The sequence below is a fragment of the Octadecabacter arcticus 238 genome (assembly GCF_000155735.2).
In the GTDB taxonomy this organism is placed as follows: Bacteria; Pseudomonadota; Alphaproteobacteria; order Rhodobacterales; family Rhodobacteraceae; genus Octadecabacter; species Octadecabacter arcticus.
In genome coordinates this window covers 982,117-1,004,854 of sequence record NC_020908.1, presented here as the reverse complement: position 1 = coordinate 1,004,854, position 22,738 = coordinate 982,117, and the positions used below count along the sequence as shown (strand labels likewise).

Genomic DNA, 22,738 nt, shown 5'->3' with positions numbered 1-22,738 from the left:
AATGCACCACGCGCTCGACCGCGCGCATCACGGTGAGGGATTTGTCATAAACCAGCGTCAGGATGCGCCGGCCAGACCCGCTACGTGCGAGTGGCGCAATTGCGCGCACGCTTAAGGCGGCACTGGCCACTGCAATAAACCCCCTGCGTGTAAGGCGATTTTTGGGTTGAGGCATAAAAATCTTTCTGAATCAGATACGAGAGCTGCGTTAACCCTTTTCAAAGGGGAAGGAAGGCAGCAAAGTCACCTTATGTTTAATGAACCAGAAAATGATCCCCGCCTGACGGCCCTCGCAGCATCGCTGCCAACATCAGTTCCCTTTGTCGGGCCCGAAGCACAAGAACGCAGCGCCGGTGCGCCGTTCAAAGCCCGCCTCGGCGCCAACGAGAGCGTGTTCGGACCGTCACCAAAAGCAATCCGAACCATGCGCATGGCCGTCAAAGAAACATGGATGTACGGCGATCCTGAAAGCCACGATTTGCGAATGGCCCTCGCCAAACATCACGCCATTGATCCAAGCGAGATTGTCGTCGGCGCGGGTATTGACGGACTTCTTGATAGCCTCGTGCGGTTAACGGTCACCAAGGACACGCCTGTCGTGACCAGCCTTGGGGCCTATCCAACGTTCAACTATCATGTGACGGGATACGGTGGGGTGATCCACACGGTTCAATATACTGCAGATTATGAAGATCCAGAACACCTGATCGCCAAAGCGCGAGAGGTCGGTGCAAAACTGATTTATATATCAAACCCTGACAATCCGATGGGTACGTGGCATTCCGCAGCGACGATCCAGCGGATGATTGAAAGCGTGCCCCGCGACTGCCTGTTGCTCCTCGATGAGGCTTACGTTGAACTTGCGCTCGACGGCACAGCACCCGCGATCAACACCAATGATGCGCGGGTGATCCGTCTGCGCACGTTCTCCAAGGGCTACGGTATGGCCGGCGCGCGGGTTGGGTATGCGCTCGGTCATAAGACGTTAATTTCGGCGTTCAACCGCGTGCGAAATCACTTCGGGATGAGCCGGATTTCGCAAGCTGGCGCGCTTGAGGCGCTGGCCGATCAGGACTGGTTGGGTGACGTGTGCAACAAAGTCGATGCGGCACGCAAGACGCTGTACCAAATCGCGGAAGACAATGGGTTGAAGGCGATTCCGTCCGCGACGAACTTTGTCGCGATTGATTGCGGGCAGGATGGTGAATTTGCCCGTGCGGTTCTTAATGAGTTGATAGAAATGGGTATTTTTGTACGCATGCCGTTCGTCGCACCGCAAGACCGCTGCATCCGGATCTCGTGTGGCACCCCAAAAGACATGACATTGGTGGCCAAGGCGTTGCCCAAAGCTCTGGCGCAAGCGTCAGGCCAAGTTTTGGGCAAATCGTTGTTCGGAACAGGTTCACAAAAAACTTAAGTGATCTTTCATGGCGAGCGGTTAGGGTATGATCAACCCGCGACAGGAGCATGCCATGCGCAAACCATATAAAAGCGTCGAAAATTACACCAACGCCTTTTTGATCACCGCTGGTCTGGTGTTGTTCATGGCATTTTTCACGCTGGCCGCCACCAAAGGGTTCGTATGGGTGCTGTTATCCGCAGCACTGATCGACGGCTTGATCCGCCTGCGCGCCGCGCGGCTTCGTGCCTCCAGCTCGGGTTAGGTCAGCCAACACCTGCGACGCCGCTTCCAATGCGCCCGCGCCATGGGGGATGCCCAGCGCCTTTAACCCTGCATCAATCGTGCCAAGGAACCCCATAACCATATGGCCATTGACGTGGCCCATGTGACCGATGCGAAAGAATGCACTGGCGGGGGAGCGTCCCAAACCAATGCCTAATGTTACGCCCATATTGTCCTCGCACCATGCCCGAAGTGCATCGCCCTGCCCCTCATCAAGTCGCAGTGACGTGATCGCGCGCGACCGCGCTGCGGGGTCCGCTACGTTGATCTGCATCGGCCCGTCTGCAGACCAGACATCAATCGCAGCCCAGACCGCATGGGCCAACCCGTCATGGCGCGCCCAAACGTTTTGCAGCCCTTCGTCTTTGATCATATCAAGCGCCTCGCGCAGCCCGTAAAGGTGATGCGTCGGCGCGGTCCCGTCAAAGAATTTCCAGTATTCATCGCCCGCGACGCGCGGCCGCCAATCCCAGTATTTCGACACACGGCCGATGGTTTCACGCACCGCGTCTGCCTTGTCATTGAACCACACAAACCCGATGCCTGGCGGTGTCATCAGACCCTTTTGGCTGGCGGCAACAGTGATATCCACTCCCCAATCGTCCATGTGATATTCATCGCACCCAAGCGACGCGATGGCGTCACACATCAACAAAGCACCGTGGCCCGCGTTGTCGATGGCCGCGCGTATGCCTTTGACATCATTCAGAACTCCGGTCGATGTATCAACCAACACCGTCAACACAGCCTTGATGCGCCCGGCGGTGTCGGCTTTCAACACGGCCTCAACCTGCGTCAGGTCAACCGCGTCATTGTCGCCGAAATCAATCGTTTCAACCGATGCGCCCAACCCTTCGGCCATCTCGCCCCAGCCGACGCAAAACCGCCCCGTCGCAAGCACCAGAACCGTGTCACCATCACTCAGAATATTGGACAGCGCCGCTTCCCAGACGCCATGGCCATTGCCAATGTAGATGGCCACCTCGTGACGCGTGCCAGCAACCGCCTTCAGGTCGGGAAACAAACTGCGTGTCACGTCATGAAGTTCACCCGTGTAGATGTTAGGCGCTGCGCGGTGCATTGCCCGCAACACCCGGTCCGGCATCACAGATGGGCCTGGAATTGCAAGATAAGTCAAACCATTGGCAAACATGCGCTGCGTCCTTAAATGAATTGTGTCGGGCAGACACTATCCTGCGCAAATGCCGCGTCAATGGCGGACAGATGATCTGGAACGCGGCCGCACCTTTCGCCTCAGTTCGTTAGCGCCTAGACGTACGTAAATTAAAGACGGAACCGCCATGACCGACCCCACCTACAGGACCGACCCCGCCCACAGGACCGACCCCGCCCACAGGACCGACCCCGCCCAAACGCCCCAGCCTGCCGCGAAACCCGAACGCACAAGTCGCGAAATGTTTCAGTGGCTGTGGGGCAACTATCTGCGCCAGCACATGGTTTTGTTATCGGTCGCGGTGGCGTTGATGATCCTTGAGGGATCAACGTTTGGCGTTTTGAGTTACATGATGCAGCCGATGTTCGACAACGTCTTCATTGGTGGCGAACAGGGCGCGGTCTGGATCATTGGCACAGTCATTCTCTCGCTCTTTTTGATGCGTGCGGTGACATCACTCGCCCAGCGTGTAATCCTGAAACGGATCGCGGAAAAAAGTGCGGCGGACATTCGGACCGACCTTTTGCGCCATCTGATGCGGCTGGACACGGCGTTCCATCAGGCCCACCCCCCTGGCACATTGATCGAACGGGTGCAGGGCGATGTGCAGGCACTGGGGAGTGTTTGGACAGGTCTGATCACCGGTCTTGGCCGCGATATGGTCGCGGTTGTGGCCCTGTTTTCCGTGGCGCTGTGGGTCGATTGGGTTTGGACTGCCATCGCATTGATTGGCATCCCCGTTCTGGTGCTGCCCTCCTTTGCAATCCAGGGCTATGTACGTCGTAAGGCGCGCGCCGCGCTCGTGGTCGCAGCCGATATGTCCACGCGGCTGGATGAGGTGTTTCATGGGATTAACCCCATCAAACTCAACAGCTTAGAAGACTACCAAGGGAAACGGTACGAAGCCCTGACAAACCGGCGCGTGCGCACCGAAACGCAGGCCGCGTTCGGACAGGGGATGATCCCGAGCTTGGTGGATGTTATGGCGGGCCTCGGTTTTTTTGCGGTGCTGTTATATGGCGGCAATCAGATCATTGAAGGGCAGAAAACCGTTGGTGAGTTCATGTCGTTTTTCACCGCCATGGCCATCGCGTTTGACCCGCTGCGCCGTCTGGGTAACTTGACCGGCCTTTGGCAAGCCGCCGCTGCCGCAATTGACCGCTTGCTGGATCTGTTTGAAACACAACCAACCTTGCTCTCTCCCAGCAACCCTGCGCCGATTCCTGTAAACGCGCCAAGAATCATCTTTGAAAATGTCTCGCTTAGCTATGGTGATCTGCCGGTTCTGAACCGTGCGACGTTTACTGCGCAGGCGGGTCAAACGACGGCACTGGTGGGAGCATCCGGTGCGGGCAAAAGCACGTTGTTTAACGTGCTGACCCGCCTTGTTGAACCGCAATCAGGCAGCGTCAGCTTGAATGACACGCCGATCAACACCCTTGCGCTGACAGATCTTCGCAGCCTTGTGTCGACTGTGTCACAGGACGCGGCGCTCTTTGATGAAACGCTGCGCGACAACATCTTGCTGGGTCAAACAGGCATCTCTAACGATGTGCTGAACGCGACGCTCGATAATGCCCATGTCACCGACTTTCTTGATAAACTGCCAGCTGGACTCGATAGCCCTACGGGGCCGCGTGGATCGAACTTGTCTGGTGGACAGCGCCAACGGGTCGCCATTGCGCGTGCCCTGCTGCGCGACACACCGATTTTGCTGCTGGACGAAGCGACCAGCGCACTGGACACCAAATCAGAAACCATCGTGCAAGGCGCGCTTGACCGTCTCGCCAAGGGGCGCACAACCCTTGTGATTGCGCACCGCCTGTCGACCATTAAAAACGCCCACAAGATCGTTGTAATCGACAAGGGCCGCGTTGTTGACGAAGGCACACACACCGATCTGCTGGCGCGCGGCGGGCTTTATGCCGATCTGTACCGCCTGCAATTTCGCGACGGCAAACAAGTCATCGACGGCAAAAACCGCCCCCGCAAGAAAGTCTTCGCTGTTAAACCAAACGAACGGCCACAATCTTGGCTCGCGCGTCTTTTTAATCGCCCCAACCGACCTTAGGTAAAACACATGAGCAATCGCACCCTTATCCGTCTGTCCGGCCCGGATGCCTTCGATTTCCTGCAAGGACTAATCACAAATGATGTGGCCAAAACCAAGGACGGTCTTGTCTACGCAGCCCTTTTGACGCCGCAAGGCAAATTCATCGCGGATTTTTTTGTCGCGGCGCAAGACGACGCGCTGTTGGTGGATGTCGCGCAACCTCACGCGGCCATGCTGGCACAACGCTTGACGATGTATCGCTTGCGCGCGGACGTGCAGATCGCCGAAGTGCCACTGATCGTGTCGCGGGGCACAGGTCCAGCGCCCGGTGGTGCCATGCCCGACCCGCGCCACACAGCCCTTGGTTGGCGCCTTATCGCAGACAGAGACCAAAGTGACGGCACGGATTGGGACGCGCTGCGCGTGGCACACGTGATCCCGGAAACCGGCGTTGAACTAACGCCGGACACCTACATACTCGAAGCTGGATTTGAGCGGTTGAACGGAATTGATTTTCGCAAAGGCTGCTACGTCGGTCAAGAAATTGCTGCCCGGATGAAGCACAAGACCGCGTTGAAAAAGGGCCTCGCACAGGTGTCCATTACCGGGGCGGCGGACGTAGGTACCGAAATCACCGCCAACGGGCGCCCTGCTGGCACGCTTTACACGCAATCTGGCAGCCTTGCCCTCGCGCAGCTGCGCTTTGATCGTGCGACGGGCGAAATGCAGGCAGGCGCGGCAACCTTACTTCGCTCTTAATCCTGTCTTTGCTTTAAAAATATCCCGAGGGTGAGGCCGAAGGCCGAGGGGGCTGGCCCCCTCCCCACCTGCGCGCGAGGCGCACCGCAATGTCAGGCGCGTTCGGAGTATTCCATCGTCTCAGTGTTCACGACGATGTCTTCGTCTTGACCCACAAACGGCGGCACCATGACGCGCACACCGTTGTCCAAAATGGCAGGCTTGAATGAATTGGCCGCGGTTTGGCCTTTCACAACAGGCTCCGTCTCAACGATCTTGCAGGTCACTTTTTGCGGCAAACGCGCGTTCAACGCCTCTTCTTCGTGGAATTCGATCACAGCAATCATGCCATCTTGCAGGAACGGACGACGATCGCCCAGCAATTCAGCGGGCAGTTCAATCTGCTCGTAGGTTTCAATATCCATGAACGTCAACATTCCATCAGTCTCATACAGAAATTGTTGGTCTTTTTGCTCCAGACGAACCTTCTCGACCTTATCGGCGGACCGGAAGCGTTCGTTCAATTTGGAACCGTTGCGCAAATTGCGCATTTCGACCTGCGCAAACGCGCCGCCCTTACCCGGTTTAACATGATCGACTTTCACTGCAGCCCACAGACCACCATTATGTTCAAGTACATTTCCAATGCGAATTTCGTTGCCGTTAATTTTTGCCATAACCCAGTGTGTCCAAACGATGTCAGAAGGTTGCATTGAAGTTGACGAGGATTATATATTGTGATGACACACCGCGCAAGCCAACCAGATACTGTTTTAGGAATGATTGAGCTATGCGTTATGCGCATACCTGCTATTCCAAATGAGGACCCCCGAATCGGTTGGAAACAGGCATATTGCCCAAACTACCAGCTACAAGGCCAAAAATAGTACAAGGACCGAATATGCGAGATTTCGTCGACGGCACAGCGTTTAACAATGAACAAGGCAATCGCGCACGCAAGCTTTTTGCGGCGGTGGTGTTGGCCGCGTTGGATGATGCGATTGCGGACGATAAGAAGTATGGCAATGGGCCTGAACAGATCGCGCGCTGGGCACGCTCCCGTGACGGCCGCGAAGTTCTGTCCTGCGCAGGTATCGACCCCAACGAACGCGTTGTAACGGGTTTGATGGACTTCGTCGGCAAAGGCGTGCGTACGTCTGTCGCTCTGTCACGTGAAGAAAGCGAACGGCGCGCAGTGGCTGAAGCCGCGGATCAAGAAGTTCGCGCCGCTTAATCTACTCCAAGTTTTAGCTTACACCAAAAAAACGCGACCCTCTGCTCGGGGTCGCGTTTTTTTGTTTGCTGCGTGTTTAAGTGGCAGCAAACATAAGTGAGAACATGATCGCAGGTACGGTTTCAGCCAATGCCAACAGCGCGATCAGACCTCGCATGGCACGGCCCCTAAATCGCCGCCACAGCAGAGCACACAACGCCAGCGATACCGCTATTTCGATCAACCCGACAATCCGGCCATAGTGATTGGGGTCCCAATAACTGACCGGACTTTGGAATTTCCACGTCGTCAGCGGCCAGAAATGCGCCCACCCGTCGTCATGGTGTAACAGAAAATCCAGACCCAGATGCAGCAATGCCGCGCCGCACAATGCGATCGCCCAAACGGATCGCGCCCATATCGCAAAAAAACCAAACCCATGCCCCACAGCACGATTGAATTATCAATGCGAAAGATCGCTTGCCACCGCTCCGAGAAGTAAAGGTTCCCAAACACGATCTGAGGGTCCGTTCCCAGAAGCAACAAATGCGTGCCGCCCATCAGATACAATGTCAGGCCGGGGATCAGGGCGCCCGCCAATGCCGCCGCAGTCACCGATGGTGCGTCGACCTTACCAAATGCGGCCAGCCCGAGAATTAGGTGCGCTGGTGTGTTCATGCTCTTCCCTCGGACGCTTTGCCTGACTAGATACGTAGCGTGGAGGAACCCGATGACCAAGGCAATCATGATCCAAGGGGCTGGATCCAATGTGGGGAAATCCATGTTGGTGGCGGGCCTGTGCCGTGCAGCCGTCAAACGCGGGCTGTCCGTCGCGCCGTTCAAGCCGCAAAACATGTCCAACAACGCTGCTGTGACATCAGACGGTGGTGAAATTGGCCGCGCACAAGCCCTGCAAGCGCGCGCCTGTGGGTTGAAACCGCATACGGATATGAACCCGGTGTTGTTGAAACCCGAAACCGATGTCGGCGCGCAGGTCATTGTGCAGGGCAAACGTTTCGCGACTATGAAAGCGCGGGAATACGGAACCCGCAAAGCCGATCTGATCCCGAGGGTGCTGGAAAGCTACCACCGCCTTGCGGCCAGACACGATTTGATTGTCATCGAGGGCGCAGGGTCCCCCGCTGAGATCAACCTGCGGGCGGGTGACATCGCCAATATGGGATTCGCCGAAGCCGCAGGCTGTCCCGTTATTCTCATTGGGGACATTGATCGTGGTGGCGTCATCGCGCAATTGGTTGGCACAGACGTGATACTGCCCGATGCCGACCGCGCGCGCATCAAAGCCTTCGCGATCAATAAATTTCGCGGTGATCCAACCCTGTTTGCCGACGGCATGACCGCCATAACGGACCACACAGGTTGGCTGCCACTGGGGATCGTGCCGTGGTTTGATGACGCTTGGAAATTGCCTGCCGAAGACGTGATGGACATCGCCACGCGCAAAGGCGGCGCCATCAAGGTCGTAGTCCCACGTCTGAACCGGATCGCAAACTTTGACGATCTCGATCCGCTCGCGGCCCAGCCCGATGTCACTGTTGAAATCATTGACGCCGGACGCCCCCTGCCCGGCGACGCCGATCTTGTGCTGATCCCCGGTTCCAAATCGACGATAGCCGATCTTGCGCATTTTCGCGCCCAAGGGTGGGACACTGACCTGTTGGCCCATGTGCGGCGCGGCGGACATGTTTTGGGCATCTGTGGCGGCTATCAGATGCTTGGACGTGAGATCGCAGACCCGGACGGTATTGAAGGGCCCGCCACCCATGTGCGCGGGCTTGGTTTGTTGGATGTCACGACCACGATGTCGGCGCACAAGCGATTGAACCTCAGCAATGCGACCTATGACGCAACGGGCGACACGGTGTCAGGGTACGAAATCCACATTGGTGAAACGGTTGGGCCGGACCGCGATAATGGCTGGCTGACACTGGATGGGCGCCGTGAGGGAGCCGCCAGTGGCGATGGACGGGTAAAGGGCTGCTACTTGCACGGGCTGTTCGCCTCAGACGGTTTTCGAGGGTCTTATATGGCGGGTATCGGTGCGCCGGTTCAATCGCTCAACTACGACGCGGGCGTGGATGCAACGCTAAATGAATTGGCGCTTCATCTTGAGACGCATTTGGATGTCGCAGCCATTTTGGGCTTGGCCGAAACCATCCCCAAGTCAGCGTGACGGTCTACTTTTACGATGTGTGCGTCCGCTTTGCTCTAGTCGAACTCTTTGCTCGACAGGATCCGATAAATCTCACGCCGGACCAATTTTCGCACGTTGCGGGTAATCCGCTCTCCCAGTGGTCCGGTCAATTCTTCACGTACAACGTCTGAAACAAGCGCGCGCAGCGCATTTTCGTCCAGCGACACATTGCCCACGTCCAGCAATCCGTCCAAATCATCATCACTGTAGTCGTCGTCATTACTGTAATCGTCGTCATCACCATAATCATCGGCACGCTGTTCGCCCGCATCCGCGGGGTCTTCTTGCGCAGGCTCGACGGCGGCTTCGCGGTGTTCAAACGAAATCGGAGCGTCGTCAATCTCAGCTTCAGCGTCAGTAACCGCGTGTTCTGCCTCCTCGGCGTCTTGCACGTCTTCAAAGCTGCGCACAACAGAACCCGGCCAAGCGATGGTTTCACCCATCACTTCGTCTTCGACTTCGCTGCCGTCCGGTTCAAAATCCTGCACATCGTTGGTGACTGCGGCTTCGAGTTCGGCAATCGATGCAATCAACTTGGAACGGTCCGACGGTTTTTTGGCAGTTACAATGCTTTCAACTTCGGCGACGTCCGCTTGCGGCGGGACAGCGGCGAGGCCCGCTTTGCGCCCCTCGTTGACGGAATCCCAGACCATATTTTTCAGCAGTGCGTCATCTGTTTCGGGTGCATCATTATGCGCACCTTCAATATCAGTCGAATCTGTTTCCGCGCCATCAGTTGGCTGAACGGAAGCAGGTGCCGCTTCAGCGGCGTTATCTTCATTCTCACCATCGTGCTCAGCCGCTTCGGGTTGATCCATATCTTGTTCGTCACTGACTTCTTCGACCCAACCGGACTCTTCGTCGTCGTCATCTTCTTGTGCGGCAGTTTCCACGCCGGGTACTGCGTCGTTATCAACGACCATAAACGCAGGAGTTAACACGAATTTATCGGGCTGCGATTCGCCGGTTTCAGCGGCGTCCACAGACAGGTTTTCCGCTGGCGTTTCTTTCGCCACATCAGGGATCAGATCACGCTTGCGCGCCTTATCTCCATCGCTCACGAGCCTGCGGATGGACGACAGCACGTCCTCGATTTCAACATTGGTTACTTGATCGGACATTGTTTATCCTGCTTAATCCTCAAGCCATACTCTAACCTGCCATGCGATTCCAAACAACCGATAGTCGGGATTTGATCTAATCTCCGATGGATCGCAAAACGCGGTCCAGCGCTTGGCCCTGCTGTGAGTAAGTTGCAGGGGCTTCGCGCACGAGATTATAGTAAGCCGCAGGATCATAACCTTGCACACCAAGGTTCAGATGATCCGCCGTAAGCAAACCCATCGAAGCCAGAACGCGGTAGCTTGCGACGACTTCATCGGCCTGAGCGGAAATCGTGCTGGCCTGCGCGTCGAGCAATTCTTGTTCCGCATTCAACACATCCAATGTTGTGCGTGCACCCAGAGTTGCCTCTTCACGGACACCACGAAAGGCCGTGCGCGCGGCGCGAACCTGCAAGCCGGACGCCTCACTGCTGGCACGGGCGACGCGCAGAACCGCATAGGCATTGCCGACATTCTGGTTCACGCCTTGGGTGGTGATCAAAAGCGTAGAGCGTGACGCATCGCGGCGCGCTTGTGCCTGGCGGATAACCGATTTCAACTGGCCACCCTGATAGACCGTGCCGCCGTAGGTTATGCCCAGACTTTGGGTACTGTCGCCCGTATCCGTCAAACCGATTGTCCCGCTCAGGCTCAACCTGGGGTTCAACGCGGCCTCGGCGCGGCGGATGTTCAGCTCAGCAGCAGAGACCCCATGTTGGGCGCCGATTATATTTGGATGGCGGCGCACGGCAAAGGCGCGTGCCTCTTCTATATTTTGCTGCACGGCCGCAGGCGTAACGACATCTAGCCGACCCGGTGCGCGGCCCACAGCAGCGCGGAATTCTTCGTTTGCCTGTACAAGCGCACCTTCCGCCGCGGCCAATTGGCTTTGCGCCGCCGCACGCCGCGCTTCTGCGAGGGCCACGTCGGTGCGTGTGACTTCACCCACTTCAAAGCGGTCTTCTGCAGCGCGCAGTTCTTGGGCAATGACGCCAACGTTGCTGCGTCGCAGGGCAAGAAATTCAGACTGGCGGCGCACATTCATAAAGGCGTCAACCGCACGAAACAGAACTTCCTGTTCGACTTGGACCAGACCCTCGCGGGTTTGCAACACAAGCTCCTTCTGGACTTCTGTCGCCAGCGCACTCGCGCCACCATCATGAAGAAGCAGGCTTGCTGTAACAGAAATCGAGCTGCTCAAATCATCAGACAAACTACTGGACGATTGGTTGGCAGAGGTTGCGACATAAGCGGCCTGCGCCTGCCATGTAACGACCGTGCGCAGGGCTGCCAAAGATTGCGCCACATCTTCATCCGCCGCACGCAGCAGTGCACGGTTTTGATCCAGCAGACCTGAGTTGTGGTATGCGTCCCGCAAGACATCGGCGAGCGAATCTGCGCGGGCCGGTGAGCCCAGAACCGTAAGCGCAATGCACATCGTGGCGAACAAACGGCCTAAAGTCATGGTCATAGTCAGTTCCTTATCAATTCAGGTGGCAAGCGTCCGATCTGGCGCTCGCAAGAAATAGTTTTTCAGAACGTGAATTCGGCTTCTTTGGAAAATCCAGCCAGCACCGGGGCGCCAGCATTAAACGACATGCGCCAATTCATCGTGCCGTCAATCTTGCGACCAAGGCGAACCACGCCCAAAGCGCCCTCGGTAAATATTGCAACGATGCGTCCGCCGTCTTTAATTTGTGCCAGCAAGTTTGCGGGGATCTGTTCAACTGCGCCCTGCAGCATAATGACATCATAAGGACCATTCTTGGCCGCTCCGTCTGCCAGCGCGCCTTCAAATACGGCGGCGTTATCAACCCCGTGATCGGACAGGTTCTGCTGTGCTTCTTGCGCACGACCGGGCTCATCTTCTACGGCAACGACGAAATCGGCCAACTGCGCAAGAACTGCGGTCGAATAGCCAAGCCCGCATCCAAGATCGAGCACGACATCGCTGGGCTGCACATCGGCCGCCTCAAGCATCTTGGCCAATGTGCGGGCCTCGAGCAGCACACGACCTGCGCCGATGTCGATATTTTCGCCGACATAGGCAGCTTCGCGCTTGGCGTCAGGGACATAATCCTCACGCGCAATGCTGAGCATTGCATCAATGATGGGGAATTTGGTCACATCAGATGGGCGCACTTGCGTGTCGACCATCGTCGTTCTTCGGGTAAGATAGTCAGCCAATTGCTAAACTCTTTCGTTCAGACTCTACCTTTCGTTGATGCCACAGCGCCCGCCGTCCCGCAACGGCCCATTGCCCCTGGGATTGCCGCTGCCATTACTGCCGCGCCAGCAGTGCATTTGGGCAACACGCAAACATCCTATTGAACCACAGCGCATTCGTCGCTAAAGCACATCCAAACCACAGGCGGCGAGTTGGCGGAGTGGTTACGCAGCGGATTGCAAATCCGTGTACAGGAGTTCGATTCTCCTACTCGCCTCCATTTAAAATCAAACACTTAGAGTATTCCTTCCCATGCTTGGGGCCCACCGTTTACAGGGGCGTTTACATTTTTGTGTCTTTAGATAGTGATTTGGAAAGATTGAGCTTGCGCAAAACAGCGTCGCTTTCGTCGGGGCTAACCTGCGCATAATGCTCGATAACCTGCGCTGCATAGCGCACTGACCACCCCATTAGGACCGCGATTTGGCGCAAAGATAAGTCTGCATTCAGCAATCTTGTCGCAGCTGTCCCACGGGTATCGGACAAAGTCTTCTCACGGCCATCGATCCACGGGGGAATCTGTGCTTCACGCCGCCACTTTGTGATCTGGTTTGACGCCCAACGAGCCGTCAGAGGCCTCCCCAACTCAGAAACTAGCAGTATTTCCTGCTCCTCCGGCGTCTCCGAGATCAGCTGCTCAAGCGCTGAAGTGGCTGGGATATAGGCGATCTGCCCGCGTTTGCTGGTGCGAAAGCGAAGGCGTTTGCCGTGCGGCGTGTCTTCGAATTGGTCCATTTTGACTTGGACCAAATCAGCCGCTCGCAAGCCAGTTTCACATCCTGCGGCCAAGATCCTCTGAACCCACTTTGGCGCATGCTTGTTAAACTGGGCGATATCGCCATTCGTCCAGATGATTTCAGTACGGTTCGATTGATAGAGCTTCTTGAGCTTGTGGCAGTGGTGCTCCTTAAGTTTTCCCTCTTCGACCGCCCAATTCAAAAGGCGGGTCGCATGCGTGCCCGCCATGTCATGCTGTTTGGGCGAGTGGAGCCATTTCTTGCGCCAAGAGTTGACCTCGCCTCTTGAGGCGCGCTCTTCGAACATCGCAACGGGATCCGCTTCAAACTCCTGGCGAAAGAATTCCAACCACTTGCGAATATCTGCTTTGGAACGCTCGGCCTTGGGTAATGATGCGCTGGAGAAAAAGTCGTCAACCAAATGGGTCGTCAGGTATTCAGCTGGACTGAGCGGCATGCCACACTGCGAAAAAGCATGGAAAAATTCAGGCTCTTTGGGGTTTGGTTCTTTTCCTTCCCAGAATTTTGGACCACCCCGCCATGCATAGAAGTGATAACGAACACCGGATACGACTTTACGCCTAACGCGATGAACACCTTTGGGTAAGTTACTTCTGGGCACGGCGCGCTCTCCGCTGTGCGACTAGGCTCGGCTGCAAAGCCTCCTCGCGCTCAGCTTCGCTTATCCCCTGAACAGCATCCAATCGCGCCCGAATAAGTTTTGGATCATACCACCCCCGCCGCCCTGGCACTGGAGCGATGCCCGTCCTACGGCAGAAGTCGTAGAAGGACGCGCTTGGCTCACTGTATCCAAACAAAAGTGCCAGCTTAGGGGTTGGAATCAGCTGAATTTGGCTTGGTCTCATTTTTCTGCCCGCGTACATGAGGAATCCTGTCGCGACATGGCCGCCCGCAGGCAGGTCACCACTTGCGCTCCCTGTGAACGCAGGTTCTGCACTGCTTCCTCTTCAAGCCAGGCTTTGACGTCAGCTGGCAGGTTAAGCTTGAACTGGGTTGTCTTCATATTTACACCTCAGAATATGGACATAAAATGTCCATGTCATCAGGGACAAGTATTGTCCATACTGGACTCATGAAAGATGAAGCTTTGCTCCAATTCAAACTCTTGCTCCCCGCCGCCCTCAAAAAGCGGCTGGAAACGCATGCCGCGCTCAATCGGCGTAGCATGTCTCAAGAAATCGTTGTCGCACTAGAAGAAAAATATCCTGCCGGAGAACCCGATGCGACGTCTGACCCCGCCGCGCGCCTTCTGTTCTGGCTTGCCAAACGCATCCGGCGACGAAACCCTAAACCCGGTTCACCCAGAGATAAGCAAGCTGCGCTATACGAGCGTATTGCAGGGGATATCGCGGAACGCATGAAGGACATCGGGGAATAGCCTTAGTAGGCCACCCACTCGTATCCGCGATTGCCTTCGTAGTCTTCCCATTCAACACCAACACCGCGTCGCCAATTCGATGACGTGCAACGCCGCGTTGGTAAAACCCATTGCGGGGCAGCCGCCGGTGTTGTGCGCTGCCAGCCAAATGCGCCCTGCGCGCCATAGGTCCCGAGCCGCATATTGTAGCTTTCTGAGCAATCGTCGTCGCGGCCACGTTCGCGATGGCTGTAGTGTCGAACATCCCAGACGCGGATCGAGCGCACGAACTCGAACTCCAGGCCGCTGATGTCGATATCGGCGCTGCCTTCCATCACTTGCGCCAAGATGAATTTGCCAAGAGGTGGGCCAATTTGGTTGCTGGTGTCCCAAACTCTGGGTGCCGTACTTTGCAACGGACCTCGGTCGGCCACCCCCATCGGACAGCGCCAAATCTGTAAGGGCGGCTCAATTGGCCATGGCGTGATCCGCCGGATGAACACAGCGCGCGCATACGTGCACTCGGCCGAGGCTGGCCAGCCACCTGCGAGGCAAAGGAGTATCGCACAATCGACCGGATAGGCCTGGGCGGGTTGCGTGGTTACCAAGGACGCCAGCGAAAGCGCAGCCGCCCTGAGCAATTTGTGGATCAAGCCCTTCACCATAAGAAATCCCTCCCGTAATCAATACAATAATATTGCCTCATTGTTCTTCAGCCTTCCTTCTGAGGGCCCTGCGAGCAAGAGGTTGGAGTGCGGTGCGATCGTTTTGTTGAATATATTCCGTAGAGTGTCGGGGTTGTTTCGGTCGAAATCGGCGTATGAATGCAACCGAACTCATAGGGTTAAATATCCAGAACCTCAGGCAATCCCGCAGATGGAGCCAGGAACGTCTTGCCGCTGAGGCGGGCATCGATCAAAGCTATGTGAGCCTGATTGAACACGGGCAGTCGTCCCCGACGGCCAAAAAACTGGAACAGATCGCAAAGGCGCTCGGTGTCAGCATCAAAGAGCTTCATAACGAGCGAGGTATAAACGTGCCAATTTCCCATGAACAGCGGCTCGAGGCAGAGCCCGTCGCGAAGCTGATTTGCCCAAAAACCGGCGTCAAGATGGGTGAAGTTTATGTTTGGGACAACGGAGAGCATCAGTTGTCTGTCCGCTCTGAGTTCGAAGAGCGGTTCTTCCCCAAAAAGGGCATGTAAGGCTGCGCACAACTCACTCCCCCAGCAATTCAAGCATCCGCGCATAGGCCTCGGTTACCTCCTGCGCTTCGACGAACGCGCGGTTTCGTTCTTGCTCAAGACAGCGGAAGTAAGCCTGTACATCTGCGAAGTAGGTCTCAAAGTCTGCGCGCAGAATGTCGGCATAGGTGCGGATATTGGCCGGATCAGCAGGCAAAAACGGCACAGTGGGTGCCACGCAGCCCTGCGCAAATCCCGGCGTGCTCGATACCATGATCCAGACCGCCAATTTCCATGTTCTCATTGCTGTCGTCATGACTTGGATTTCTGGATCCGCTGCAGTATTATTGTTTGAATGCATGAAGGCCGTGTTGCTCTGCAATATCACGCTTGATTGCAATATTATAATACTGTAGTGCTTGGCGTGTCCATGAGGGACAGCCGGGCACTCCGTTAATTTGTGGAGGCCCGGATCACATGAACTGGATGCAAGACGCCCCAAATGTTGTCAGCGAAGACGGACTGCGTAAATTCCTTGGTGAGGGCCACAGCTGCGATGTGCTGTGCCGGGTCACGCCCGAGCGCACCGCCGCGCAGTGGTCAGGCGTCTGGACTGTGCATTGCGGTGCCCCCGATGGCGAACGCCGCCTTTTGGTTACGGCCCGTAACAACATGGTCGCGCGCGAGTTCAAGACGATCAATGGGCTCACAAGCTTCGTGGCCAGCCTTGGCTTTGATCTGGTCTCGATCCCGATGGTCGAAGGCAAAGTCGCATCGCACAAGCTTTCCGAGGACAAGTAATTCCCTCGCACTTCTAACTTGTACTGCCCTGCTGATCTCCTCCCCGGCAGATGCAGAGGGCTTTGTGCTCGCTATGGCTTCAGATGGCCAACTTGCAGCACAATCCCCACAATTAGGGTTTGCACAAAGCTATGTCGCGGGTCGACCAACAAACGACGGCGGCCCCGCAATATTTGGCGATGACGCTGGAGATGGTGATGGTGATGGTGATGATACGCAGATCGCGCCTGTATCAATCACAGCCTCGATCCTGCAGCCCGCAATCCTCACCGCCCTGCAAGAGACCGCGCTGCGCTACGGCGGCCATGCCGCCCTGCGCCAGGCCGGGCTTTCGGTTTCGGACTGGCTGACGCTGTTTCAGGCCAATATTGAGGTCGAGAGCGCGTATCGCCCCACTGCAGTCAGTTCCGCGGGGGCCATCGGTCTGGGCCAGCTCATGCCGGGGACAGCCCGCGATCTTGGCGTCGACCCCCATGATACTGCCCAGAACCTCGACGGATCTGCGCGCTATCTCCTCGCCATGCTGGCCCGGTTCGGGACGCCCGAACTGGCTCTCGCCGCGTATAATGCTGGACCCGATGCGGTCGCGCGACATGGCGGCATTCCACCCTTTACCGAGACACAAAATCACGTTCGCCGCGTCATGGCCGTGCGTGACCGCTTGATTGGAGCCTCCTGATGCCATCCCAAATCCGCCTATTCGTGGGGCTGGCGCTGGCCAGTCTTATGGTCGCCGAGCCCGCGCTCGCGCAAAGCATCGATCTCTCCCCAGTGCAAAACTTACTGCAGGGCATTGTTGATGCGATCACCGGACCGCTTGGCATCGTGATCGGCACGCTGGCACTGATCGGCGTGTTCTTGTCGTGGCTCTTTGGCATTCTGGATTTTCGCCAGGCGCTTTGGGTGCTGGTCGCAATCGCGGGCATTGCCGCAGCGCCGACTATCGTGACGGCGATCTGGGGCGCGTGAGGCAGGTATGGCGGAAGAAACCCAATTATTTCTGGGCCTCATCCGCCCGCCCAAGCTGATCGGCCTGCCAATCATGTATGCGATGGTATGGCTCTTTGGCTTCGTGCTGGTGTTTCTCTGGGTGCAGAGCTGGCCCGTCATTATCTTGGCAGGGCTTGCTTACCCCGCGCTCTGGAAGGCCGCTGATTGGGACCCGGCCTTTCTAGAGGTCGTGGTCACATCGCTGCAAGAGACGCCGCCCACAACAAATCGACAGATCCATGGGGGCGACAGCTATGCACCCTGAACCCGCCAACATCCTCACCGACGATCTCACAGGCTTGCCGACCTGGGCCAGCCGCGAGCGGCCCATGGCGGCAATGCTGCCCTATGTCAGTCTCGTAAATGACGTAACGATCCGCACCCGCGGCAATGCGCTGTTTCAGTGCATCCGGCTGGAAGGCGTCAACAGCATGACCAGCGAGGACGCGCATCTCGAGAAGACCCGCGCACGGCTTGCGGCCATCATTTCACAGATCGGACCTGAGTATGGATTCTACGTTCATAAAGTTTCCAAAGCGATCGATGTAGATTTGCCGGTGGTCGAGGACGACGGTTTCGCCAACGCGGTCGACAAACGCTGGCGCGCGGGGCTCGACAAGGCAGGCCTGCGTGACAAGACCCTGACACTTACGGTTATGAAGCGCCCTCCATCCGGTACGCGCCTCCCATTCCGCGCGGACGCCTCACTCAAGCAGATAAAGACCAGGACCGCCAAGCAACTGCGCAAGCTTGAGGAAGTGGTGGGGTTTTTGATGTCCTCCTTCGCCGAGATGCGGCCACGCCTGCTGGGGGCCACAAGCGGCGATCTGCTCGGCTTTCTCGGCGGGTTGAACATCGGCGTGGAACGCCCGCTGTTTCCCAAATCGCGATTTGGCATCGTCACCGAAGACGTGGCCAACACGCGGATCACGTTTCAAGGCCGGACCTTCGTCCTCGACGACGGCACAACGAGCCGCCGCGTTGGCACAAGCTTTGCCATCAAAACCTACCCGGCCAAAACGCGCTGCACCATGTTCGACGAGCTGAGCCTACCCATCGATATGGTCGTCACTCATTCCTTCACGCCCATCAACAGCAACATGATGGCGGGCCGGATCAAGCGCCAACAGCGGCTGATGAAGGCCAGCGATGACGGTGCGATCTCGCTGACTGAAGAACTGGTCGAAGCGCTCGATGACCTGGAATCCAAGCGCCTGAGCTTTGGCGAACATCACATGACCGTCACAGTATTTGCCGAGACCGAGGACGAGCTCGACGCCATCGCGGCCGAGATCCGCAATATCGCCGCCAGTGAGGGTGTCACGCTGGTGAGCGAGGGGTTTGCCGCGCGGACGCATTATTTCGGGCAGCATCCGGGCAATGGCTAGATGCGCAGCCGTAAGGCCGCCATCACCAATCTCAATTTCGCGGACCTGGCCGCGCTCCACCGCAGCCCTTTGGGCAAAACCGGCGATCAGGTCCCCTGGGGCAAGCCCATCGCGCTCTTCCCCACGCCGGAACGCTCAGGATATCTCTTCAACTACCACGAGACCGGCAGCCCGGATAAGGAACCGACGGGTGGCCACACGCTGATCCTCGGTCGTCCCGGCTCGGGCAAATCTGTACTCTCGGCCTTCTTGATGACGCAAGCCCGGCGCTGTGGCGCGCGGGTCTTCGTCTTTGACTATCGGGCTGGTATGGAAATGGCCGTGCGCGCAAATGGGGGGCGTTTCAGCGCCATCAAAGCGGGCGAAGCCACGGGCCTCAATCCCCTGCGCACCGAGATCGACCGCCGCGGGCAAGCCTGGCTTGCCGATTGGCTGGCCACGCTCCTGCACCGCAGCGACAAGCCGCTGAGCCCCGTACAGATCAACCGCATTCAAGACGTGGTGCGCCAGAACGCCACAGCCTCCGATCCCGCGCTGCGCAACTGGCAGGACCTGGCGTCCCTGTTCGTGGCGGGCGCTGATGATGGTGATCTTTTCGAGCGTATCTAGGAATGGACGGCTGATGGGCGCTACGGCTGGATCTTCGGGCAAAGTGCCGAGGACACGTTCTCATTGGCGGGCGATGTCGTGGGCTTCGACCTCACTGGTATTCTCGACAGTGAAAGCGAGAAGGAACGCATGGCCGTCCTGTCCTATCTCTTCCGCCGTATCGAGCGGGTGATCGAGGATCGCAGACCCACGTTGATCATCATCGATGAGGCCTGGAAGGCACTGGACAATCCATACTTCGCGGAGCGGCTAAGCAATTGGCTTGTCACAGCGCGCAAGCAAAACGCCGTCGTTGTCATGATGACGCAATATGCCAGCCAGCTCGAGAAGACCCGCACGGGCAAGACCATTGTAGAAGCCGTGCCGACACAGCTGCTCCTGCCCAATATCCGCGCCTCAGCCAGCGATTACGCCATGCTTGGCCTGACCGCCAAGGAGCTCGACGTCCTCCTTGGCACGGGCAGCAATTCCCGATTGGCGCTGGTGCGCGATGACCAAGGCTCGGTCGTGATCGATGCTGATCTCAGCGTGCTCGGACCTCACCTCACCATCCTGGGCGGCATGGAAAAGGGTGAGGCGCTTGTTGGTGCCGATTACCGTGACCGCCCGGATTTTTGGAGAATGATATGAGCTGCTTGTTTCCCCGTAGTTTGCTGATTGGTCTCGCTCTGATGCTCTCGGCTTGCGCGCAATATCAGCCCTCTGAAGCTGATTGCTTTAACAGTTTTGTGGAAGTGACCCGCAGCGATTGCAGCTTCGAGCTGCTGCATGCGGTTGGTCATGTGGGGAATAGAAATGGCTAAGCGCGGGGCTTCCATATTGGGTGTACTCCTTGCCTTGGGTCCGGCCGTCATGGCCGGGGCCCAAGGCGTGCCAACATTCGATTTGGGTGCGTTTCTGCAACGCGAGCAAATTCTGGGCCAAGGGGACCGCGATCTTGCCCTGCAGCGCGACCGGCTCAGCCGTGAGGAAGAACTGGCGGCCTTGGAGGCAGATCAGCATGCCGCGCTGGAAGATCTGCTGGAAGCGTCGACTATTGGCCCTTCGACCGCCAGCACGCTCCAAAGCCTTGAGGCTGGCCGCTCAGACGAAAGCGCCGCCGCTACGCTCTTCGGGCCCACCGATCCCAATCCGGCTGCGCCGCAAATGTTCGGCGATGCTGGAGGCACCGTCGAGGCGCTCATCATCCGCGCTGCGCGCGAGACCCATGGTCTGTCCGGCGTGGGCCGCGCGGGGCTGTCTCTGGTGCAATGGCGCTGTCTGATCCAGGCGCTGATCTGGCAAGAAAGCAGGTTCCAGGTCGGGGCGCGCTCGCCCGTCGGTGCCTTTGGCCTGACCCAAATCATGCCTGCCACCGCTGGTGATCTCGGTATCAATCCAGCCTATTTCGACGACCCTTATATTCAGGTGACCGGTGGCGCGCGTTACCTCGCACAAATGCTGAACATGTTCGAAGGCAACGTCATCCACGCGCTGGCCGCCTACAACGCGGGCCCCGGCAATGTGCAGCGCTATGGCGGCGTGCCGCCCTTTGCCGAGACGCAGCACTACGTTCAGGTCATCCCCGAGCGCTACAATCTTTACCTCACCCGCGTGGGCGGGATCGACGCGCTTGGCACCATTGATCCGATCCTGATGGCCAATGCCTCCATGAGCCTCAGTGCCCATGGGGCTGGCATCTATGGCGATTATTCCCTGATCTCAGTGCGGGCTGCCGCTCTGCGCATTCAGGACATCATCACCCGCATCGCAGAGACGGAGGATGTCCATGCCGCCCTGTCACTCAATACCTATGCCCGCGCAGAGCTTGCCCGACTTATGGCCATTCGAATCCGCCTCAAGGCCGCGCGAACGCAGCCCCTCAGCGCGCAAGCCCTCACGATGGCCGCCGCCCAAGCACGCGAGCAACAGTTTTTGCATTTTGATCTGGAGGTACTGCCATGAGGCACCCCGTACGACAGTTTTTTACCACAGTGGCCACCTGCGCTATGCTGGCAGCACCTCCTGCGTTTTCGCAGGGCGTGCCTACAATAGATACGCGCAACATCGCCCAGGAAATCCGGCAGTTGCAGCAAATGCTGGAAGATTTTGGGATCCAGTCCGATCAACTCGACGCGGCTCTCGACCAGATCAACCTCATCCAAGACCAGCTCGATACGCTCAACGACACCTATGCCGCACTCACCGGCACTTCCGATATCCTCGAGATGGCCATGGGCGGCGACCTCGACGGGCTGCTCGATCAGGAATTCGGCGATCTCTTGGACGTGATTGCCCAGATCCAGACCGGCGATTTCTCCGGTCTCATTGGCAATGCGGGCCCCGAGATGGAAGGCCGCATGACCCAGGCACTGGAAGACGCGGGCTTCGATCAGGACACGCTGTCCACAATGGCGACCAGTGGCAATGCAGGTGCTGAGCGCACCGCCTCCCAGGCCAGCACGGGTGCTGTGATGTCGGCCGCAGCCCAGAACAGCTACGCCGAGGCCGCACAGTCGCTTGAGCGCGTCGACCAGCTGGTCGATCTCATACCCAACATGGAGACCCTCAAGGAAGCGGTGGATCACAATACCCGCGTCACCGCAGAGCTTGCCATCGCCATGACCCGCATGTGGGAACTCGAAGCGATCCAAACCGTGGGCGCAGGCCAGGCCGGGGTCGCAGATGCCGCAACGCTCGCCGAAGAACGCCGGTATATGGATTTCACCTTGCCGGATTTGCGGTAACGGATGGCCGAGGGTTTGGAGGTCATTGAGAAAGAACTGGTCTATGGCGCACGGCGTCGCGAGCTCTTCTGGCAAAAGCTTGGGCTCGCTGGCCTGGGCTTTGGCGCGCTCGGCTGTCTTGCTGCAGCCCTCGTGGCCATTCTCGATGTCGACCCCGCTCCAATGATCGTGCCTTTTGATAGCGAGACCGGAATGGCCCTGCCCAATGCCGCTGTCGAAGCCGTCTCCCTTGCCGAACGGCCAGCCATCATCGAAGCACAGGTCTTCCGCTATGTCACCGACCGCGAGACCTATAACCAGCTCGACAATGATCTACGCGTGGCGCGTGTCTTGTCGCACTCAGACGAGGCGGCTGCCGCCAGCCTGCGCGCGCTCTGGACCAGTGGCAGCGAGGCTTATCCGCCCGATACTTACGGCGAGGACGCACGGCTCGAAGTCGAGATCCTCTCAATCACCCTGATCAGCGCGAACCGCGCCCAGGTCCGTTGAGTTATGGTGGAATTTGGGTGATGGCGTGAT

Annotated in this window: 23 protein-coding genes, 1 tRNA gene and 2 pseudogenes; 17 read left to right on the top strand and 9 right to left on the bottom strand. The window is 57.6% G+C overall.

The genetic code is table 11. The features are described 5' to 3' along the window. Positions 1 to 250 precede the first annotated feature (250 nt). Positions 251 to 1,417 (top strand): pyridoxal phosphate-dependent aminotransferase, encoded by a 1,167-nt coding sequence (locus OA238_RS05240; protein WP_015494371.1) that lies wholly within the window; start codon positions 251 to 253, stop codon positions 1,415 to 1,417. A gap of 55 nt (positions 1,418 to 1,472) precedes the next feature. Beyond that, positions 1,473 to 1,664 (top strand): hypothetical protein, encoded by a 192-nt coding sequence (locus tag OA238_RS31470; RefSeq protein ID WP_144055841.1) that lies wholly within the window; start codon positions 1,473 to 1,475, stop codon positions 1,662 to 1,664. Here the strand turns inward: OA238_RS31470 and OA238_RS05235 are convergent. Next, positions 1,593 to 2,837 (bottom strand): pyridoxal-phosphate-dependent aminotransferase family protein, encoded by a 1,245-nt coding sequence (locus tag OA238_RS05235; protein ID WP_015494370.1) that lies wholly within the window; start codon positions 2,835 to 2,837, stop codon positions 1,593 to 1,595. The two genes, OA238_RS31470 and OA238_RS05235, sit on opposite strands and share 72 nt — an antisense overlap. Positions 2,838 to 2,985: 148 nt before the next feature. Here OA238_RS05235 and OA238_RS05230 point away from each other — a divergent pair, with 148 nt between their 5' ends. Both OA238_RS05230 and ygfZ read left to right on the top strand, forming a co-directional pair. After that, positions 2,986 to 4,929 (top strand): ABC transporter ATP-binding protein, encoded by a 1,944-nt coding sequence (locus OA238_RS05230; RefSeq protein WP_015494369.1) that lies wholly within the window; start codon positions 2,986 to 2,988, stop codon positions 4,927 to 4,929. 9 nt (positions 4,930 to 4,938) lie between these two features. Beyond that, the gene (gene ygfZ / locus OA238_RS05225; protein WP_015494368.1) at positions 4,939 to 5,670 is read left to right on the top strand and encodes a CAF17-like 4Fe-4S cluster assembly/insertion protein YgfZ; all 732 of its coding nucleotides are present in this window, start codon (positions 4,939 to 4,941) and stop codon (positions 5,668 to 5,670) included. 92 nt (positions 5,671 to 5,762) lie between these two features. Here the strand turns inward: ygfZ and efp are convergent, their stop codons facing one another. Further along, entirely contained in the window at positions 5,763 to 6,326 is a 564-nt protein-coding gene (gene efp / locus OA238_RS05220) for an elongation factor P (RefSeq protein ID WP_044036345.1), read from the bottom strand. Between the two features lie 224 nt (positions 6,327 to 6,550). Here efp and OA238_RS05215 point away from each other — a divergent pair, with 224 nt between their 5' ends. Beyond that, positions 6,551 to 6,883: a DUF6280 family protein gene (locus OA238_RS05215; RefSeq protein ID WP_015494366.1), complete on the top strand. Its 333-nt coding sequence runs from the start codon at positions 6,551 to 6,553 to the stop codon at positions 6,881 to 6,883. A gap of 288 nt (positions 6,884 to 7,171) precedes the next feature. Here the strand turns inward: OA238_RS05215 and OA238_RS33545 are convergent, their stop codons facing one another. After that, complete coding sequence (locus OA238_RS33545; RefSeq protein ID WP_015494365.1) at positions 7,172 to 7,540, bottom strand: hypothetical protein; 369 nt, start codon at positions 7,538 to 7,540, stop codon at positions 7,172 to 7,174. Between the two features lie 52 nt (positions 7,541 to 7,592). Between OA238_RS33545 and OA238_RS05205 the strand changes: the two genes are divergently transcribed. Next, entirely contained in the window at positions 7,593 to 9,056 is a 1,464-nt protein-coding gene (locus tag OA238_RS05205; protein WP_015494364.1) for a cobyric acid synthase, read from the top strand. Positions 9,057 to 9,091: 35 nt separating this feature from the next. On the opposite strand, the gene OA238_RS05200 is transcribed toward OA238_RS05205, so the two are convergent. The 3 genes from OA238_RS05200 to OA238_RS05190 all read right to left on the bottom strand — a co-directional run bounded on the left by OA238_RS05200 (position 9,092) and on the right by OA238_RS05190 (position 12,367). Further along, a complete protein-coding gene (locus tag OA238_RS05200; protein WP_015494363.1) occupies positions 9,092 to 10,198 on the bottom strand; it encodes a prolipoprotein diacylglyceryl transferase in 1,107 nt (368 codons plus the stop codon). A gap of 76 nt (positions 10,199 to 10,274) precedes the next feature. Beyond that, a complete protein-coding gene (locus tag OA238_RS05195; protein WP_015494362.1) occupies positions 10,275 to 11,651 on the bottom strand; it encodes a TolC family outer membrane protein in 1,377 nt (458 codons plus the stop codon). Positions 11,652 to 11,713: 62 nt separating this feature from the next. Further along, positions 11,714 to 12,367, bottom strand: coding sequence for a protein-L-isoaspartate O-methyltransferase family protein (locus OA238_RS05190; RefSeq protein WP_044036340.1), 654 nt, complete (start codon positions 12,365 to 12,367; stop codon positions 11,714 to 11,716). A gap of 186 nt (positions 12,368 to 12,553) precedes the next feature. On the opposite strand from OA238_RS05190, the gene OA238_RS05185 reads away from it, so the two are divergent. Further along, positions 12,554 to 12,627, top strand: a tRNA-Cys gene (locus OA238_RS05185). 62 nt (positions 12,628 to 12,689) lie between these two features. On the opposite strand, the gene OA238_RS05180 is transcribed toward OA238_RS05185, so the two are convergent. Further along, complete coding sequence (locus tag OA238_RS05180; RefSeq protein WP_144055840.1) at positions 12,690 to 13,601, bottom strand: tyrosine-type recombinase/integrase; 912 nt, start codon at positions 13,599 to 13,601, stop codon at positions 12,690 to 12,692. Between the two features lie 651 nt (positions 13,602 to 14,252). On the opposite strand from OA238_RS05180, the gene OA238_RS05175 reads away from it, so the two are divergent. Continuing rightward, entirely contained in the window at positions 14,253 to 14,543 is a 291-nt protein-coding gene (locus OA238_RS05175) for a hypothetical protein (protein ID WP_144055839.1), read from the top strand. A 2-nt stretch (positions 14,544 to 14,545) separates the two neighbouring features. Here OA238_RS05175 and OA238_RS05170 read toward each other — a convergent pair whose 3' ends face one another. Beyond that, a complete protein-coding gene (locus OA238_RS05170; protein WP_015494359.1) occupies positions 14,546 to 15,187 on the bottom strand; it encodes a hypothetical protein in 642 nt (213 codons plus the stop codon). Between the two features lie 155 nt (positions 15,188 to 15,342). Here OA238_RS05170 and OA238_RS28665 point away from each other — a divergent pair, with 155 nt between their 5' ends. Continuing rightward, a complete protein-coding gene (locus OA238_RS28665) occupies positions 15,343 to 15,726 on the top strand; it encodes a helix-turn-helix domain-containing protein (RefSeq protein WP_015494358.1) in 384 nt (127 codons plus the stop codon). 13 nt (positions 15,727 to 15,739) lie between these two features. Here the strand turns inward: OA238_RS28665 and OA238_RS05160 are convergent, their stop codons facing one another. After that, a complete protein-coding gene (locus OA238_RS05160) occupies positions 15,740 to 16,009 on the bottom strand; it encodes a hypothetical protein (protein ID WP_044037949.1) in 270 nt (89 codons plus the stop codon). A 173-nt stretch (positions 16,010 to 16,182) separates the two neighbouring features. Between OA238_RS05160 and OA238_RS05155 the strand changes: the two genes are divergently transcribed. The 8 genes and pseudogenes from OA238_RS05155 to OA238_RS05120 all read left to right on the top strand — a co-directional run. Then, the gene (locus tag OA238_RS05155; RefSeq protein ID WP_015494356.1) at positions 16,183 to 16,506 is read left to right on the top strand and encodes a hypothetical protein; all 324 of its coding nucleotides are present in this window, start codon (positions 16,183 to 16,185) and stop codon (positions 16,504 to 16,506) included. A gap of 73 nt (positions 16,507 to 16,579) precedes the next feature. Beyond that, complete coding sequence (locus tag OA238_RS05150; protein WP_015494355.1) at positions 16,580 to 17,185, top strand: lytic transglycosylase domain-containing protein; 606 nt, start codon at positions 16,580 to 16,582, stop codon at positions 17,183 to 17,185. Next, positions 17,185 to 17,475, top strand: coding sequence for a TrbC/VirB2 family protein (locus OA238_RS05145; protein ID WP_015494354.1), 291 nt, complete (start codon positions 17,185 to 17,187; stop codon positions 17,473 to 17,475). The genes OA238_RS05150 and OA238_RS05145 overlap by 1 nt, the downstream gene beginning before the upstream one ends. 7 nt (positions 17,476 to 17,482) lie before the next feature. Further along, positions 17,483 to 17,761: a VirB3 family type IV secretion system protein gene (locus OA238_RS05140; protein ID WP_015494353.1), complete on the top strand. Its 279-nt coding sequence runs from the start codon at positions 17,483 to 17,485 to the stop codon at positions 17,759 to 17,761. Beyond that, positions 17,751 to 20,123, top strand: a pseudogene (locus tag OA238_RS05135) (VirB4 family type IV secretion/conjugal transfer ATPase). The gene OA238_RS05140 and the pseudogene OA238_RS05135 overlap by 11 nt, the downstream one beginning before the upstream one ends. Positions 20,124 to 20,345: 222 nt before the next feature. Further along, positions 20,346 to 21,437 (top strand): lytic transglycosylase domain-containing protein, encoded by a 1,092-nt coding sequence (locus OA238_RS05130; RefSeq protein ID WP_187293188.1) that lies wholly within the window; start codon positions 20,346 to 20,348, stop codon positions 21,435 to 21,437. 44 nt (positions 21,438 to 21,481) lie between these two features. Then, positions 21,482 to 22,219, top strand: a complete 738-nt coding sequence (locus tag OA238_RS05125; RefSeq protein ID WP_245581443.1) for a type IV secretion system protein — start codon at positions 21,482 to 21,484, stop codon at positions 22,217 to 22,219. Between the two features lie 3 nt (positions 22,220 to 22,222). Beyond that, positions 22,223 to 22,705 (top strand): annotated as a pseudogene (locus OA238_RS05120) (VirB8/TrbF family protein); the annotation flags it as partial. Positions 22,706 to 22,738: the final 33 nt, after the last annotated feature.